Genomic DNA, 15,278 nt, shown 5'->3' on the forward strand with positions numbered 1-15,278 from the left:
CCGGGTACGAGAGCCAGCCAGGACCATCACCATGACCGCTTTCGAGAAAATCCTTGAGCGCTTCGCCGCCGCCGTCGCCGCCAATGACGGCCGCGCCCTCACCGCGCTGTTCACCGCCGACGGCATCTACGACGACGGCTTCTTCGGCGAATTTGCCGGCCGCGGCGCCATCGCCACCATGCTGCAGCACTTCCACGACACCGGAACGAACTATCGCTGGGACTTCTTCAGCGCCCTCGCCGATGCCCGCCAGGGCTACGCCCGCTACCGCTTCAGCTATACCTCACGCATGCCAGGCTCCGAGGGAAAGCCGGTGGTGTTCGAGGGGACCGGGCATTTCCAGTTCCGCGACGGCCTGATCGCGCGCTACTCAGAGGTGTTCGACCGCGGCATGGCGCTGGCGCAGCAGGATTTTTCCGCCGAGCGGATCAAGAAGGTGCTGCTCAAGCTCGCCGCCCGGCAGAACGCGACCGCCGAGGCGAAGGTGCATCTGGCGCGGCTCGCGGTCGCCGCCTCCTGAGGCGGCCGACGGAAAAGGACGCCAGGGAGGACGCCAAAGGAAACGGGCTCTCACCTCTGGTGTCACGCCCGGCCTGTGCCGCGCATCCATGGCTTTGAGCATCATGGAAAGAGAAAACGGCGGAGCCAGAGCCGAAAAAGGGAAATTCAACCGATCTTTCAAGCTGTTCGCGGCAAGACGGGCGTCGCACGACGGCTGCGATCCGCGCTTGCGTCTCCAGCCCCCTTATGGCAAGGATCGCCCGCGTCCGGCGCACCCAGCCGCCGTTGATTCCCGCGATCGGTTTTTAGATTTTGCGGTTTCGCTGCTGTAGCTCAGTGGTAGAGCACTTCATTGGTAATGAAGAGGTCGACAGTTCAATCCTGTCCAGCAGCACCAGCCTCGCATCGGTCGGCTGAATTGCCTCTTCCACGATGATCAATCGCGCACGGTCGGTCCCCAGGCTTCGTCATGGCGTGCCTCACGGCACCCAGCTCTCGATGGCGCGGCCGTCGGCATCGACGATCGTCCAGCCGACCGGATAGGCCCGCGGGCAGCCGAGCGCCAGCCGCAGCGTAGCCATCGTCCTGGCTTCACGGACCGACTGGAAGCGCCCGAAGGCCGGCGCGAACACCTCACGCCGGTTCGCCCGCAGTTCGAACAAGATCACCGTGTAGCTCTGTGTCATGGTCCGTATCATCGCCTGCGTCTCGGGGTGAATGTCGCTCAGGGCCGGCGGTTCGGACCGTGACCAACATCACCCTGCCGCCGCATCATGACGTTACGAATGCGGATGCCGGCTACACCTGCGGCAGCGATTTGCCCGCGAGCAGCTGCGCCAGTTCAACCTGGCGGCCGAGTCCTGTCTTCGACAGCACCGATTTCAATTGCGTGCGCACCGTCTCGCGCGAGATGCCGTGCGCACCGGCGATCTCCTCCACCGTCGATCCCCCGCCAATCCCGCGCGCGACCCGCGCCTCGGCGGGCGACAGATCGAACAGCCCCTGCAGCACCTCCGCACCCGGCACCTGCGCAGGAATCACCGGCGTCACGACCATGACAACGCGCCCCTGCGAGAAGATATCGTTGGCAAGCCCGCGCACCGGGACGAGATGAACGATCATCGGCGGCTGCTGCTCGGTGGCGGCGACGGGAATCGACGTCACCTCGCTCGTCAAGGCATCGCCCTCGATTGCCGCGAACGCCCGGGCCAGCAAGGCATCCGCAGGTTTCGAGACCAGCCGGGCGCGATCACGCCCGTCCTGCAGCACATGCGGCACCAGCGCCTGCATCTGCGCGTTGGCCGTCAGCAACGCGCCACCGCGCCGGACCACGGCCGCGGGCAACCCGATCGCCCCGATCGTCTCCACCGCCGCCTTGGCGCGCTCCATGTGCAGACGCGCGGACATCAAGGCCGCACGCGCCAGGTGCGGGCGCAACGCATCCAGCCGCGGCACGACCTCGTTCTCAATCGGGCCGCGCACATAATCACGCTCGATGCTGACGACGAGAAAATCGCCGCTCGGCACCGGAATCGTCGTACCGACGCCCCAGCCGAGGCCGCGCGGGCGGAAGAACTCCTTGATCTGCGGGTCCTCCTGCACCGCCTCGCACGAGGGGAATATATCCACGTCGCGCAGGAAGCCGGCGTGCTGCCTGGCCAGGAAGTGCTGCAAGCGCTTGTTCTTCAGGTGCCACTCGCCCTGCTCGTAGGCGGCCATGTCCTCATACACATCCGGCGACGAAATCCAGCGCTGGCCGGCGGGATTGGCGGTCAGCAGGATCGCGCCACGCGCGCCGCTGATCTCGCCGATCTCGTGCAGCGCCGAGGGCCAGACCTCCGGTATCACCGCGGCCTCGTAAATGCGGCCGATGATTTCCTCAAATCCACCGGTCAAGACGCCATCCCCTTTCCGATCCCCGAGGGAGTTTAGCGTACCAACGGCCAAAGAACAGGTTCCATCGCGCCCTGGAGATGCGGATGCCAGCCCGCCCGGCGACCGGGCTCGCCGGCCTCTTGCGCTGCCGAATTGGCCGACATTCTCGGGCCGGTTTCCCGCCGGTTCCCGCGACGGCGCGCCGCTGGCCACCCCCGGCGAAAGCCATTAGGTTGCGCCGCAATCAAAACCAAGAAACACGCCACCTTCCGAACAACAGGGACCTTTGACCCATGCGTTTCGAGTTTGATCGCCGCGGCTTCCTCGCCAGCGTCGCCGCGGCGGCAGCAGGCGGCTTCGCCGCGCCGGCCTTCGCCCAGGACTATCCGAACAAGTTCATCAAGGTTGTCGTGCCGTTCGCGGCCGGCGGCACCACCGACATCGTCGCGCGCATCGTCTCATCGAAGCTGCCGCAGTTCATCGGCCAGCCGGTGGTGATCGAGAACAAGGGCGGCGGCGGCGGTCTGGTCGGCGCCGCGGAAACCGCGCGCGCAACGCCGGACGGCTACTCGCTCGGCATCGCCGCGGTCTCGACCATCGCCACCGCGCCCGCGATCCAGCCGCAAACGCCGTACGACCCGATCAACGACTTCACCCCGATCATCAACCTCGCGGCGACGCCAAACGTGCTGTCGGTGCATCCATCGTTCCCCGCGAAGGACTATGCGGGCTTCCTCGCCGAGATCAAGGCGAACCCCGGCAAGTACAGCTTCGCAAGCTCGGGCGTCGGTTCGATCCTGCATCTGCTGGGCGAGTTGTTCATGTCGGCGACCGACACCAAGATCCTGCATGTGCCCTATCGCGGCTCAGGCCCGGCGCTGAACGACGCGATCGCCGGCCACGTCGGCATCATCATCGACAACCTGCCGTCGTCGCTACCGTTCATCCAGGACAACAAGCTGATCCCGATCGCGGTGGCCGCGCCGCAGCGCGTCGCGACACTGCCGAACGTGCCGACCTTCGCCGAAGTCGGCGTGCCGGTCGTCAACCGTGTCGCCTTCTACGGTATCGTCGGCCCGAAGGGCCTGCCGGCTGCGATCGTGCAGAAGGTGCATGACGCGGCGAAGAAGACGCTGGACGATCCGGATATCCGCAAGCGGCTCGAGGAGACCGGCTCGATCGTCGTCGGCAACACGCCGGCGGAGTTCGCCGAGCAGATCAAGACCGAGTACGAGACCTATCGCAAGGTCGTGGTCGAGCGGAATCTGAAGCCCGAATAGTCCCCGCCTGGGCGGCCATACAAGAGCGGGCGCGGCCGGACGGTCGCGCCCGCTCTCATATCCGGCGCCGCACAGAGGTCGCCGGGACGCGCGCACCGCTTTCAGATTTCGTAAACCAAACCCGCTAGCCTCGCCGGACGAGACTTGCCGAATCAGGGAGCAGGCGATGCAGCGATTCGCATCTTCATGGAAGTCGCGGCCGATCGCGTTGAGGCTGACAGCATTGATGCCTGTATTGATGCCAGCGGTATTGACGCTGGCGGTGCTGACGCTGGCGGTGCTGACCGTCGCAGGCCTTGCGACCGCCTCGGCGGCGGACATGCCCGCCCACACTCGCCTTGGCGCGATCTTCGCCGAACCCGCGCCGCATATGGTGCGCCGCCACGCCGAGATCGAGACCGAATACGTGCCCGGCGTGTTCGCGCCGGAGATCGACGTGCGGCCGCTGGTCAACGGCTACTATGGCAAGCCAAACGCCTACTTCTACCGGCCGTATTACTCCTCCACCACCGACGCCTATACCCGCCTGCCCTACGCCTGCGGCTTCTACGGCTACTGCTGAGACACGCAGGCAGCTCGCAAGGCGACCATCCAAGCAACGCTCTCGGAACTTTCCCGCCGCAGCGCGGGCGGGCATGACTGACGTGCGCGCAGGCGCGCGCCAGCATGAACGACAACAAGAGCCGCGCAGGCGGACCGGAGGACCCCGATGAAACTGCTGACCACAGCCTTTGCGGCGATCGCCGCCATCATCACGGCCGGCGCAGCGCTGGCCGACGACTATCCCAATCGCCCGATCACCTGGGTCGTGCCGTTCTCGCCGGGCGGCATCACCGATTCCGGCGCCCGCACGGTCGCCAAGGTGCTGGGCGAAAGGCTCGGCCAGCCGGTGGTGATCGAGAACAAGCCCGGCGCAGGCGGCATCGTCGGCGCCGAATACGTCGCCAACGCGAAGCCCGACGGCTACACCTTCCTCTATGCCTCGAACGGTGCCGTCGTCACCTATCCGTTCCTCTACAAGAAGCTGACCTTCGACCCGAAGACCGCTTTCATTCCCGTGCACGGCATGTCGAGTTCGCCGATGCTGGTGGTGGTGCGCGCCGACGCGCCCTACAAGACATTCGACGAGATGGTCGCCTACGCGAAGAAGAATCCGGAGAAGATCAACTACTTCACCGTCGGCCAGGGATCGGCGCAGCATCTGCTCGGCGAATTGATCCAGAAGGAAGCGGGCATCAAGCTCACGCAGATCCCCTACAAGGGCAGCGCGCCCGCCCTCACCGACCTGCTCGCCGGCACCATCGACATGATGCTCGACTATCAGAGCGTGATGGCGCCGCACATCGAGGCAGGCAAGCTGCGCGCGCTCGGCGTCTCCTCCGACAAGCGCCTTGCCGGCATGCCCGAGGTGAAGACGCTGGCCGAGCAAGGCTACCCCGGCGCCGTGTTCACCGCATGGTCGACCATCGTGCTGCCCGCGGGCACGCCGCAGCCGATCGTCGACAAGCTTGCCGACGCCTTCGCCAAGACGTTCGCCGATCCGGAGATGATCAAGTACTTCGCCGATCGCGGCTCCAACATGATGCCGGGCCTGGCGAAGGAGAAGCTCGCCGCGTTCTTCGAGGACGAGCGGGTGAAGACGAAAGCGATCATCGAGCGCGCCGGCATCCAGCCGGAATGACCGGCGAGCGCCGCGTACGCCTACGCGTCTCGCCGCACCGCTTGCAGGGCGCGCGCACGGCCGGCTTCCGTCAGCCGCCACTCGTGGGTGATCGGGCCGCAGCGCTCGCGATCCCGGCCATGCGCCGCCAGCACCTCGTCGGAAATTGTCACCGGCACGGCGGCGATCAGGCCCTGCTGAAACAGCTCAGCGCATTCGGCGGGCGAACAGGCGAATTCCGCAAAGCCCCACTGGTCGTCGTTCCATCCGGGCGCCGCCGCGAACACGCGGTTGCTCAGCAACGCCCGCAACAAATCGATTCCGGCCATTCACACCTCTTCGCGCACCTCTTTCGCCGCCGCGCAGCCGATCCGGCAAAACATGTCGGCCTCGATGGAGCGAGAACCGGACGCTCCACAGGCGACGCGGACCGCTTTGCTTAGAAAACGCTCTAAAGCGCAACGAGATTTGGACGAATCGTCCTCGCGCTTTAGTTCATTGTCTAAGCATGATCGTTTCGGAAAATCGCTTCACATGTTTCCGGATCATGCTTTAGCAAAGCCGCCCGCGATGGCAAAACGATGATGGCCAGAAGGGGATGGCCAGGAGACCAAGAGCAAACGATGAAGGCGGCGCGCGCCGTGGCGACCAAGCACGGATGCCCGCACCTGTTTCGCACCACGCGCTGCCGCCTGCATCAGGCGCGCCATGCGCTCTCAGACACGATCATGCGATGCCGCAGCGAGACTCATGCCGCCTTCCACTGCGCCTTCGCGTCGTTGGCGGCCTTGTTGAGATGCACCTTCTGATCGACGTGATCGACCCAGTTCAGCGGAATGAAGTGATGCTTGCCATCGGCCGCATCATGCTTGGTCAGCTTGATCTGGTCCTGACCTTCCATGTGATCGACGGTGCCGATCTTCATGCCGTCGGAGGCGATGACGTCCATATGTTCCTTGATCTGGGAGGGTTGCACCGCTTGCGCCATGACTTGCTCCTTTCGTGGTGGACATGCTTGCAACACAACGCGAGGAACCGCGCGCAGTTCGTCATGCCACGAAAATACCCCGCCGGAACCCGCTGTGCGCACGGCGATGTGAGGTGCCAGAGCGCCGGACGGTCTCGCCACATCGGACTGGCGCTCCCGTCCTTGTTTTTGCGCATCGGCTTGTCCGAAAACCGCACACGCTTTTCGGGCCGATGCGCTACCCCATCGCCACGGCGGACTGCGACGGCGGACGCCACAGCGCGAAGGCGATCTGCACGATGCCGGCGGTGAGCCCGAGCGACACGCCGATCTGCCAGGCGAGCGTGTAGGAGCCGAGCGCATCGTACAGCACGCCGCCGCCGAACGCGCCGAGGCAGCTGCCGAGCTGGTGGCTGACGAAGGCGATGCCCTGGATCATCGGCTGCCAGCGCAGGCCGAACATCTCCGCCACGGCGCCTGCCGTCAGCGGGCTGACGCCGAGCCAGAGGAAGCCCATGATCGAGGCGAAGATCAGCGTGGTGGTCGGCGTCGGCGGCGCGATGAAGTAGAACGTCAGCACGATCGAGCGGCTGATGTAGATGATGCCGAGCAGCGCCAGCTTGTTCCAGCGCTGGCCCGCCCAGCCGAAGAAGAAGCTGCCGAGAATGTTGAAGCCGCCGATCGCGCCGAGCGCCTGCGCGCTGAGCATCGGGTCCATGCCGCACAGCGCGAGATAGGACGGCAGATGCGTCGTCAGGAACACGAGCTGCATGCCGCAGACGAAATAGGCGCAGGCCATCACCACGAACGGCGCATGGGTCGCGGCGGCGCGCAGCGCCTGGCCGACACTGGTGCCGCCGATCTCATGCGCGGAGGTGGCGGGCAGCGGGATCGCATCGACCTTGCTGGCGAACCACGCCGCGGGCAGCATGCCGAGCGCGAGGATGGCGAAGCCGATGACACCGGTGCGCCAGCCGAACCCTTCGGCCAGCGCCTGCCCGAGCGGCGCCGCCAGCAGCGAACCGAGCGAGCCGACCGCGGTGACGCCACCGAGCACCAGGCTGCGCACATGCGCGGGCACCGCGCGCGAGGCGACCGAGTTGGCGAGCGCGGACGCGGTGCATGACATCGAGATGCCGAGGCAGACACCGGCGCCGATCAGCACCAGCAGGAACCCTTGCGCGCTCGCGAGCAGCGCAAGGCCGACCACGTAGAGCGCGGCGCCGCCGAGCAGCAGCGGCCGGAAGCCGTATTTGACCACGAGCGCGCCCGCGACCGCCTGCAGCACGCCCCAGGCAAGGTTCTGCACGGCGATGGCGAAGGTGAAATCCGACATCGAGATCGCCAGATCACGGGTGAGCTGCGGGGCGAACAGGCCAAGGCTCTGCCGCAGGCCGAGGCTCAGCGATAGCATCAAGGCCGCCCCGAGCAGGATCGGCCACACCGGCCGCAGCGCGCGCAAATCTGCCATCCACCCAATCCTCGAAAGCATCATCAGCCCGCGCGAGGCAGGCTATTCCCCATGCAGCAGCGCGTTTGGAAAAACGTTCGCTTGATTACACCGATCTGTGCAAATACATTTCCGATCCGGGCTCGCCCTGTCAAGCGAATTACACAGGTCTGTTTACATGACAGCCATCGCAAAACGCAGTTCGCAGAAACCGGCGATGCAGGAGCGCATCCTGCAGACCGCCGAGGCGCTGTTTTATGGCGAGGGCATCCGCGCCACCGGCGTCGATACCATCGCTGCCAAGGCCGGCATCTCCAAGCGCACGCTCTATAACCACTTCCCTTCGAAGGACGCGCTGATCGCCGCCTATCTCAAGCGCGGTTTCTACGAGCCGCGATCCTCCGACCTGCCGCCGCTGCAACAGATCCTCCGCTCGTTCGACCGGCTGGAAGCGAACTTCGCCAACAAAGATTTCCGCGGCTGCCGCTTCGTCAACGCCGTCGCCGAGATCGGCGACGCGGATTGCGCCGCGCGCGCGATCGCCATCGAATTCAAGGAAGGGCGCCGGCTGTGGTTTCGCGACCGCCTCACAGCCCTCGGCGTTGCCGACGCCGACGGGCTGGCGATGCAGCTTGCGATCCTGGTGGACGGCGCGATCGCCGGAGCGATGGTACGCGGCGACCCGTCGGTGGCGCGGCAGGCCGCGCAAGCGGCGCGCGTGCTGATCGCCGGCGCAGGCGTCGACCTTGCGGGCGCGGCAGGCCCCGACGACACGCCGGCGCCGAACGCTCCGCTGCACTGCAAGCGCTGACGGCCCTTGCGCGAACGCGCATTTGGCGCTTCCATTTGACGACGATCCGCAAAGGACGTTGGCAAAAGGGGGTTGGATCATGCGGCTGTTCGGGCGCTCTCAGAGTCCTCCAGCATTCGTCGCCGAGGCGATCGATCCCACCCCCAGCCGCCGCGCGCTGCTGCATGCGGCCTGCGCCTGCGGCGCGCTCGGCCTGTTGCACCCGGTCGCGGCACTGGCGCAAGCCGCCCCGGCCGCAGCCGCCGGACCAGCCCGGCCGATTCATGGCGTGCTCGACGGAGCCGCGAAGGCGATCGAGGCGAAGATGATCGGCTGGCGGCGCGACATCCACGCCCACCCCGAACTCGGCAACCAGGAGAAGCGCACCGCGGGCCTGGTCGCCCAGCATCTGAAGTCGCTCGGCTACACGGTGCGCGAGGGCGTCGCCGTCACCGGCGTCGTCGGCGTGCTGAAGGGCGAAGGCGGACCGGGCCCGGTGATCGCGCTGCGCGCCGACATGGATGCGCTGCCGGTGGCGGAGGAAGTCGATCTGCCGTTCGCCTCGAAGGTGAAGACGCAATGGGGCGGCGAGACTGTCGGCGTGATGCATGCCTGCGGCCATGACTGCCATGTCGCGATCCTGATGGCGGTGGCTGAGGTGGTCGCCGCCCGGCGCCAGGACCTGCGCGGCACCATCAAGCTGATCTTCCAGCCGGCGGAGGAAGGGCTGCCGCCCGGCCAGCGCGGCGGCGCGCAGGTGATGGTCGAACAGGGCGCGATGGAGAACCCGAAGCCGGACGCGGTGTTCGGCCTGCACGTCAGCTCGGCGACGCCGGTCGGCACGATCGCCTACCGGCCCGGCGTCTCCACCTCCGGCGCCGACATGTTCCGCATCGTCGTGCGCGGCAAGCAGACCCATGGCGCGCGGCCCTGGAGCGGCGTCGATCCGGTGGTGATCGGCGCCACCATCGTCACCACGCTGCAAACCATCCTCAGCCGCGAGACCGACGTGATGCGCGATCCGGCGGTGGTGACGATCGGCGCCTTCCGTGGCGGCAACCGCAACAACATCATCCCGGAGCAGGCGGAGTTGCAGGGCACGCTGCGCACCTTCAGCGAGCGGCATCGCGCGCGCGTCAAGCAACGCATCGGCGAGATTGCCGAGAACATCGCCCGCGGCATGAACGGCTCGGCGGAGGTGTTCTGGGACGGCGCGTCATATCCGTCGGTGGTCAACGATGCGGCGCTGACGGCGAGGATGGCGCCGTCGCTGGCCCGCGTCGGCGCGCGGACGATTCTCGCCGACGTGCCCGGCAGCGCCAGCGAGGACTTCTCGTATTTCGGCCAGGTGGTGCCGGGACTGTTCTTCAACGTCGGCATCGCCCGTCCCGACGACAAGAACGCCGCGTCCAACCACTCGCCGCGCTTCTATGTGGATGAGGCCGGACTGATCTACGGGCTGCGGGCGATGCTGCACGTCATCGCCGACTTTACCGGCAGCGGCACCGCCTAGACAGACCTGGTGGCGCGAAGCCAGGCCTCTCGATTCGACACGGTAACGCGAACCGGTGCGCCCGTTCGCGCGACACGCGCACGGCGGCGAGATCAGCCTGGTGGCAGCGGCGCGTAGCGTTCTTCCTCGCAGCCATCGACCAGCACCGAGAGCCGCCACTCGGCGATCTTCTTGTTCTTGAAATAGAAGGTGTAGTGCTGGCGCTTGGCGGCATCGTCGTTGCGCACGCAGATCGCCCACTCGGCGAGATAGCCACCACGCACGCGATGCACGGCGGACATCTCCGGATTGCCCGACAGCTTGAACGAGGCATAAGCGGTACGGATCGCCGCATAGGCAGCGCGCATGTCGCCCGTATCAGGCATGGGATCGGGGGCGGGTTCTCCGATGCCGGAGAAGGAACAGGCGGCAGACAGCAAGACGGCCGGCAGGACGAGAAGGAAACGGCGGCGCATACCGGCTCAACACAACGATTGCAGGTCATGATGCGCAACGGGACCGTCGCGCTGGGTCCGGATTTGGGAGGTGCGGCGAAAGGTTTCAAGCAGTCGACGCGCCGGAGGATCGCTGCGCGGCGCGGCGTGACATCATTGCCACACACGCGCCACGCGGCGATCCTGCCGGATCGTCAGCGGGCCGCGTCAGCGCCGCGCGTACCGGCGATGGCGATGGCTCTTGCCGCCGCCATGGGCGAAGCGGACGCCCATCTCGCGGCCGCTCGACGACAGCGAAATATGGACGTGCTGCACGCGGCCGTAGTCGGTGGAATAGCCGCCCGGCCAGTTGCGTAGCTGGGCATAGATGCACGACGGGTTGCCGCGCATGTCCACCGCCTCGCCGTTCGCATGCAGGCTCATGCGGCGGGTGCCGCGGATGCGGGTGTGGCGCACGGCGGAAATCACCTGCGCACCGGGGCAGCTCGCCTGGATCTGTGCCACCTTGGCGGCGAGCGCGGGCACGATACCGGACATCGACACGCCGCGCCCTGTCGCCCGCTCGCGCACGATGGGAAGGCTGTCATCGCCCGCGGGCGCATATGCCAGCGCCTGCCGCACGCGACGATGGGAGCGCTGCGCCCGGCGCGGCCGCTCCACCAGCTCGACCTCGCTCTGCACGGCGCGGGTCTGCACCGCCTTCACCTTGCGCGAGGCGCCACTCGCCACCGGCGCATCACACGCGAACGAGATGTTGCACTCCGCCGCCAAGGCTGGCGCACGCGTGCGCGCCTCAACCGCCGTCACCGCGAGCGAAGGAAGCAGCAGGCAGCCAAGTCCAAGGCAGCCAAGTTCAATGATCGTCAAACGTCGCAATTCAGTTTCTCCGATGTTGTTGAGATGTTTTGGTGTGGAGACGCGGCAGCGGCAGAGCACTGCGCATCGCGGCAGGGGGCGGTTCATCAGCCGAACCGAACCATTTCAGGGCGTGAATGCGGCCTGCAGAGGCGTATGACGCCCGATATGTGGCAACGCGCTGTGGCGTCGTCACATCCGTTGCCGTCCGTTAACGGACGCGTTTGATCCTGTAAATGGGGCGAAACCGGACCGTACGGTGTCCGACGTGACCGACCGCAATCCCGAACCGCTGCCTCAGAATGGGCCCAATGGTTGAGATTTGGCAGGTTTTGTTAACTCGGTAACGCAATACTGCACCGGTTGAAAATCAGGTCATTTCGGGGGGAAGGTATGGCTTGGGGCAAGGTCATCGCTTGGCCGTTCAAACGTGCGCGTGTCCATCAAACGCAGGCCGCGTCCGCAGCGCCACGTCGCGCCCACTTCGGCATTCGCGGCAGTCTCTTCCTCGCCTTCGCAGCCATCGCCGCCACCGCCATGATCATCGCCGCTGGCGCGAGCCTGCTGCTCAGCCGCCTGAGCGACATGACGCAGGCGCTGACCGAACGCGACGTGCCACGGCTGATCAGCGCGATGCAACTTTCCGAGCTGTCGGAAAGCCTCGCCTCGCGCAGTCCCGCTTTGCTTGCCGCCACCAGCGAAAGCGCGCGGCAGGACGCATTGAAGGCGTTGCAGGAGACCGACCAGGCGGCGGCCGCCAAGCTCGCCGACCTGCGCGCGCTGAACGCCGATCCCGCGATCGTCACAGCGATCGCGGAGAAGCTGAAGAACATCGGCACGATGACCGGCGAGCTGAACACCGCCGCGGGTCAACGGCTGCAACTCGCCGCCAAGCGCGAGAAACTGTCCGATGCGCTCGGCGTCGCGCACAAATCCTTCCTCGGCGTCATCAACACCGCCATCACCGAAGCGCGCTCGGACATGAACTCGGCGCTGATGAGCGCCAGCGGCGCCAAGGAAGCGCTGGAAGCAGTACGGATGGCAGACGCGCTGAACGACCTGCAATCCGACACCAACCTCTTGGTCAGCGACATGCGCACCGCCGCGGCCGAGCCGCGCATCGAGACGCTGTTCCTGCTCGAGACCGCCTTCAAGACCACCCGCAAGCGGATGGACGCCAAGGTGGAGACGGTGAAGGAGCTGTTCTCCGCACAACTGATCCGCGACGGCATGGCCAAGGTGATCGCCCTCGGCGAAGGCGCCGACGGCCTGTTCGAACTGCGCCGCGCCGAGCTGCAGACGATCGAAACCGGCGAAGGCATCCTCGGCGACACGCGCCGCTTCAACGCCTTCCTTGCCGCCTCGGTGAAGGAGCTGGTGGACGGCGTGCAGACCGGCACCGCGGCAAGCTCCAACAACGCGATGAACCTCACCCGCTTCTCGATCATCGCGATGATCGCGATGGGAATCGCCGCGCTGGTCGCCTCGGCGCTGTTCGTCTGGCTCTATGTCGGCCGCAACATCCTGCGCCGGATCGACAACCTGCGTGGGGTGATGCAGCGCCTTGCGCAGGGCGACCTGCAGGCAGAAACAATGGTGAGCCGGCAGCAGGACGAGGTCGCCGACATGGCGCAGTCGCTCGAGGTATTCCGCGCGAGCATGCTGCGCACGCAGGCGCTCTCGACCGAACAAGACAAAGGCCGCGCGGCGGAAGCCGAACGCACACGGCAGATCGCAGCGCGCATCATAGGCTTCGAGCAGACCGTGCAGACGGCGCTCGGCGCACTGATGACAGCCGCCGATACGATGCAGGCCACCGCCGAGACCATGACCGGCAGCGCCGAGCGCTCCAGCCAGCTCGCAACCGCTGTCGCCGCAGCAGCGGAAGAGACCTCCGCCAACGTGCAGACCGTGTCGTCGGGGACGGAGGAATTGTCCTCCTCGATCGCCGAGATCAGCCGTCAGGTCGCCGCCTCCACCGAGGTCGCGACCAAGGCGGTGTCGGAGGCGAGCACGACCGACACCACAATGCAGGGCCTCGCCGACTCGGCAAACCGCATCACCACGGTCATCGACCTGATCGAGACCATCGCCTCGCAGACCAACCTGCTGGCGCTGAACGCCACCATCGAGGCGGCCCGCGCCGGCGAATCCGGACGCGGCTTCGCCGTCGTCGCCTCCGAGGTGAAGACCCTCGCCGACCAGACCGCCAAGGCAACCGACGAGATCCGCGCGCAGATCACCGCGATGCAGACGATGACCGGCGATGCGGTCGGCGCGATCCGCCATATCGGCGAAACCATCGGCACGATCAGCGACGTCACCACGTCGATCGCCGCCGCCGTGGAGCAACAGGGCGCCGCCACCCGCGAGATCGCCCGCAGCATCCAGCACGCGGCCTCCGGCACCAGCGAGGTGTCATCCAACATCACCGGCGTCAGCCAGGCCTCGTCGGATGCGGGCCTCGCCGCCGCCGAGGTGTTGACCGCCTCGCAGGGGCTGCGCCGCGAGGCCGACGGCCTGCGGCAGGAAATCGATACCTTCCTTGCCGCGATCCGCGCCGCCTGACAGTCAGGAAAACCTCACTGTCTTCCCGGCCATTCGCAGCGCGAAGACCGCACTTCGGCGCTCTTTTCGCCGCGAATGTTGGCCCGACCGGCTGCACCGCACCGTTGGCACGGCCAACGCCACCGGTCAGCGCATGTAGGCAGCGCATGGGTGAAGCCTCATTTTCGGCTGGCGCAGGGGGGACGGGACCGCTAAGCCGGATGAAACGCTATAGCGAGATCCACATCAGATGCATGGAACGACCACAGACCCGTTGGTCTATCCCCACCCGACCACGCCGCAACCGGGCGAACTGACCGAAGTCGCACCCGGCGTTCAGTGGCTGCGGCTCGCGCTGCCGTTCCAGCTCAACCACGTCAACATCTACCTGATCGCCCATGACGGCGGCTGGGCGGTGGTCGACACCGGCATCGGCGACGACAAGACCAAGGCGACCTGGGACAAGCTGCTGAGCGGCCCGCTCAAGGGTACGCCTATCACCAAGCTGATCATCACCCACTCGCACCCCGATCATCTCGGTCTCGCGAGCTGGCTCGTCGACCGCGCCCAGTGCCCGCTGGTGATGAGCCAGACCGAATACTTCAACGGCATGTACTTCAACAGCCGCCGCACCGAGGAGCAGCTCGCCGACCAGGCCGACTTCTACCGCCGCCACGGTATCAACGAGGAGACCGCCAACGCGCTGCTCGGCCGCGGCTCCAACTACCTGACGCGCACCACCGGCCTGCCGCCGTCCTACTTCCGCGTGAAGGATGGTGACACCCATCGCATCGGCACGCGCGACTTCGAGGTGCTTACCGGCGGCGGCCACTCGCTCGAGCAGGTGATGCTGCTGTCGCGCGCCGACAAGCTGTTCCTCTCCGCCGACCAGGTGCTGAGCAAGATCTCGCCCAACGTCAGCGTATGGTCGATGGAGCCGGAGGCGAATGCGCTCGGCGCCTACGTCACCTCATTGCAGCGGCTCGCGCGCGACCTGCCCGACGACGTGCTGGTGCTGCCGGGCCATGGCGTGCCGTTCTTTGGCGTCAAGATCCGCATCCAGCAACTGCTCGACCACCACGCCGAGCGCTGCGGCATGATCACCGCCGCCACCCGCGACAAGGCGCTCACCGCCTCGGAGATGGTTCCGGTGATCTTCCACCGCCCGCTCGACGCCCACCAGGCCGGCTTCGCCACCGGCGAGGTGATCGCCCACATCAACTACATGCTGTCGCGCGGCGAACTGATGAAGCAGACCGACGCCAGCGGCGTCATGCGTTTCAAGGCGACGTGAAGCGACCATTTGGACCTCGACAGCGACGCTGGAACGTATCTAAAAGCGTTCCAGAGGCGGCCCCGGCCACCCCCGAGCGCAAGGCTCGGCGCCGGCCCGGGAACCGCGTTGC

General features: G+C 66.5%; 16 protein-coding genes and 1 tRNA gene. 10 read left to right on the forward strand and 7 right to left on the reverse strand.

What is annotated here, in order from left to right:
• The first annotated feature begins 31 nt into the window (after nucleotides 1-31).
• The 3 genes from X566_RS05445 (at nucleotide 32) to X566_RS05450 (ending at nucleotide 898) form a co-directional block, all read left to right on the forward strand.
• On the forward strand, nucleotides 32-520 hold the full coding sequence (locus tag X566_RS05445; protein ID WP_034464186.1) for a nuclear transport factor 2 family protein: 489 nt from the start codon (nucleotides 32-34) through the stop codon (nucleotides 518-520).
• Nucleotides 521-608: 88 nt separating this feature from the next.
• Nucleotides 609-833 carry a hypothetical protein gene (locus X566_RS24610; RefSeq protein WP_152539800.1) on the forward strand — a complete coding sequence of 75 codons (225 nt, stop codon included), beginning with the start codon at nucleotides 609-611 and terminating at the stop codon, nucleotides 831-833.
• Nucleotides 824-898: transfer RNA gene (locus X566_RS05450), tRNA-Thr, on the forward strand. The genes X566_RS24610 and X566_RS05450 overlap by 10 nt, the downstream gene beginning before the upstream one ends.
• A gap of 82 nt (nucleotides 899-980) precedes the next feature.
• Here X566_RS05450 and X566_RS05455 read toward each other — a convergent pair.
• A complete protein-coding gene (locus X566_RS05455) occupies nucleotides 981-1,187 on the reverse strand; it encodes a hypothetical protein (RefSeq protein WP_034464188.1) in 207 nt (68 codons plus the stop codon).
• A 112-nt stretch (nucleotides 1,188-1,299) separates the two neighbouring features.
• Nucleotides 1,300-2,397, reverse strand: a complete 1,098-nt coding sequence (locus X566_RS05460; RefSeq protein ID WP_034464190.1) for a helix-turn-helix transcriptional regulator — start codon at nucleotides 2,395-2,397, stop codon at nucleotides 1,300-1,302.
• A 272-nt stretch (nucleotides 2,398-2,669) separates the two neighbouring features.
• On the opposite strand from X566_RS05460, the gene X566_RS05465 reads away from it, so the two are divergent.
• The 3 genes from X566_RS05465 to X566_RS05475 all read left to right on the forward strand — a co-directional run bounded on the left by X566_RS05465 (nucleotide 2,670) and on the right by X566_RS05475 (nucleotide 5,337).
• The gene (locus X566_RS05465; RefSeq protein WP_034464192.1) at nucleotides 2,670-3,656 is read left to right on the forward strand and encodes a tripartite tricarboxylate transporter substrate binding protein BugE; all 987 of its coding nucleotides are present in this window, start codon (nucleotides 2,670-2,672) and stop codon (nucleotides 3,654-3,656) included.
• Between the two features lie 238 nt (nucleotides 3,657-3,894).
• The gene (locus X566_RS05470; RefSeq protein WP_034464195.1) at nucleotides 3,895-4,218 is read left to right on the forward strand and encodes a hypothetical protein; all 324 of its coding nucleotides are present in this window, start codon (nucleotides 3,895-3,897) and stop codon (nucleotides 4,216-4,218) included.
• Between the two features lie 147 nt (nucleotides 4,219-4,365).
• Complete coding sequence (locus tag X566_RS05475) at nucleotides 4,366-5,337, forward strand: tripartite tricarboxylate transporter substrate binding protein (protein ID WP_034464197.1); 972 nt, start codon at nucleotides 4,366-4,368, stop codon at nucleotides 5,335-5,337.
• Between the two features lie 20 nt (nucleotides 5,338-5,357).
• Here the strand turns inward: X566_RS05475 and X566_RS05480 are convergent, their stop codons facing one another.
• From X566_RS05480 to X566_RS05490, 3 genes are all read right to left on the reverse strand, one after another.
• Nucleotides 5,358-5,645: a hypothetical protein gene (locus tag X566_RS05480; protein ID WP_034464199.1), complete on the reverse strand. Its 288-nt coding sequence runs from the start codon at nucleotides 5,643-5,645 to the stop codon at nucleotides 5,358-5,360.
• A gap of 419 nt (nucleotides 5,646-6,064) precedes the next feature.
• On the reverse strand, nucleotides 6,065-6,304 hold the full coding sequence (locus X566_RS05485) for a DUF2171 domain-containing protein (RefSeq protein ID WP_034464202.1): 240 nt from the start codon (nucleotides 6,302-6,304) through the stop codon (nucleotides 6,065-6,067).
• Between the two features lie 217 nt (nucleotides 6,305-6,521).
• Complete coding sequence (locus X566_RS05490) at nucleotides 6,522-7,754, reverse strand: MFS transporter (RefSeq protein WP_034464207.1); 1,233 nt, start codon at nucleotides 7,752-7,754, stop codon at nucleotides 6,522-6,524.
• A gap of 157 nt (nucleotides 7,755-7,911) precedes the next feature.
• Between X566_RS05490 and X566_RS05495 the strand changes: the two genes are divergently transcribed.
• Nucleotides 7,912-8,544, forward strand: a complete 633-nt coding sequence (locus tag X566_RS05495; RefSeq protein ID WP_244434684.1) for a TetR/AcrR family transcriptional regulator — start codon at nucleotides 7,912-7,914, stop codon at nucleotides 8,542-8,544.
• A gap of 79 nt (nucleotides 8,545-8,623) precedes the next feature.
• Nucleotides 8,624-10,036 (forward strand): amidohydrolase, encoded by a 1,413-nt coding sequence (locus X566_RS05500; protein WP_081740065.1) that lies wholly within the window; start codon nucleotides 8,624-8,626, stop codon nucleotides 10,034-10,036.
• A 92-nt stretch (nucleotides 10,037-10,128) separates the two neighbouring features.
• On the opposite strand, the gene X566_RS05505 is transcribed toward X566_RS05500, so the two are convergent.
• Both X566_RS05505 and X566_RS05510 read right to left on the reverse strand, forming a co-directional pair.
• Nucleotides 10,129-10,401 (reverse strand): hypothetical protein, encoded by a 273-nt coding sequence (locus X566_RS05505; protein ID WP_152539801.1) that lies wholly within the window; start codon nucleotides 10,399-10,401, stop codon nucleotides 10,129-10,131.
• Nucleotides 10,402-10,677: 276 nt separating this feature from the next.
• Nucleotides 10,678-11,337: a hypothetical protein gene (locus X566_RS05510; protein ID WP_244434685.1), complete on the reverse strand. Its 660-nt coding sequence runs from the start codon at nucleotides 11,335-11,337 to the stop codon at nucleotides 10,678-10,680.
• Between the two features lie 381 nt (nucleotides 11,338-11,718).
• On the opposite strand from X566_RS05510, the gene X566_RS05515 reads away from it, so the two are divergent.
• Together X566_RS05515 and X566_RS05520 are read left to right on the forward strand one after the other, a co-directional pair.
• The gene (locus tag X566_RS05515) at nucleotides 11,719-13,893 is read left to right on the forward strand and encodes a methyl-accepting chemotaxis protein (protein WP_081740066.1); all 2,175 of its coding nucleotides are present in this window, start codon (nucleotides 11,719-11,721) and stop codon (nucleotides 13,891-13,893) included.
• A 229-nt stretch (nucleotides 13,894-14,122) separates the two neighbouring features.
• Nucleotides 14,123-15,166 (forward strand): MBL fold metallo-hydrolase, encoded by a 1,044-nt coding sequence (locus X566_RS05520; protein ID WP_034464211.1) that lies wholly within the window; start codon nucleotides 14,123-14,125, stop codon nucleotides 15,164-15,166.
• The last annotated feature ends 112 nt before the right edge of the window (nucleotides 15,167-15,278 follow it).

The organism is Afipia sp. P52-10 (assembly GCF_000516555.1).
GTDB lineage: Bacteria > Pseudomonadota > Alphaproteobacteria > Rhizobiales > Xanthobacteraceae > P52-10.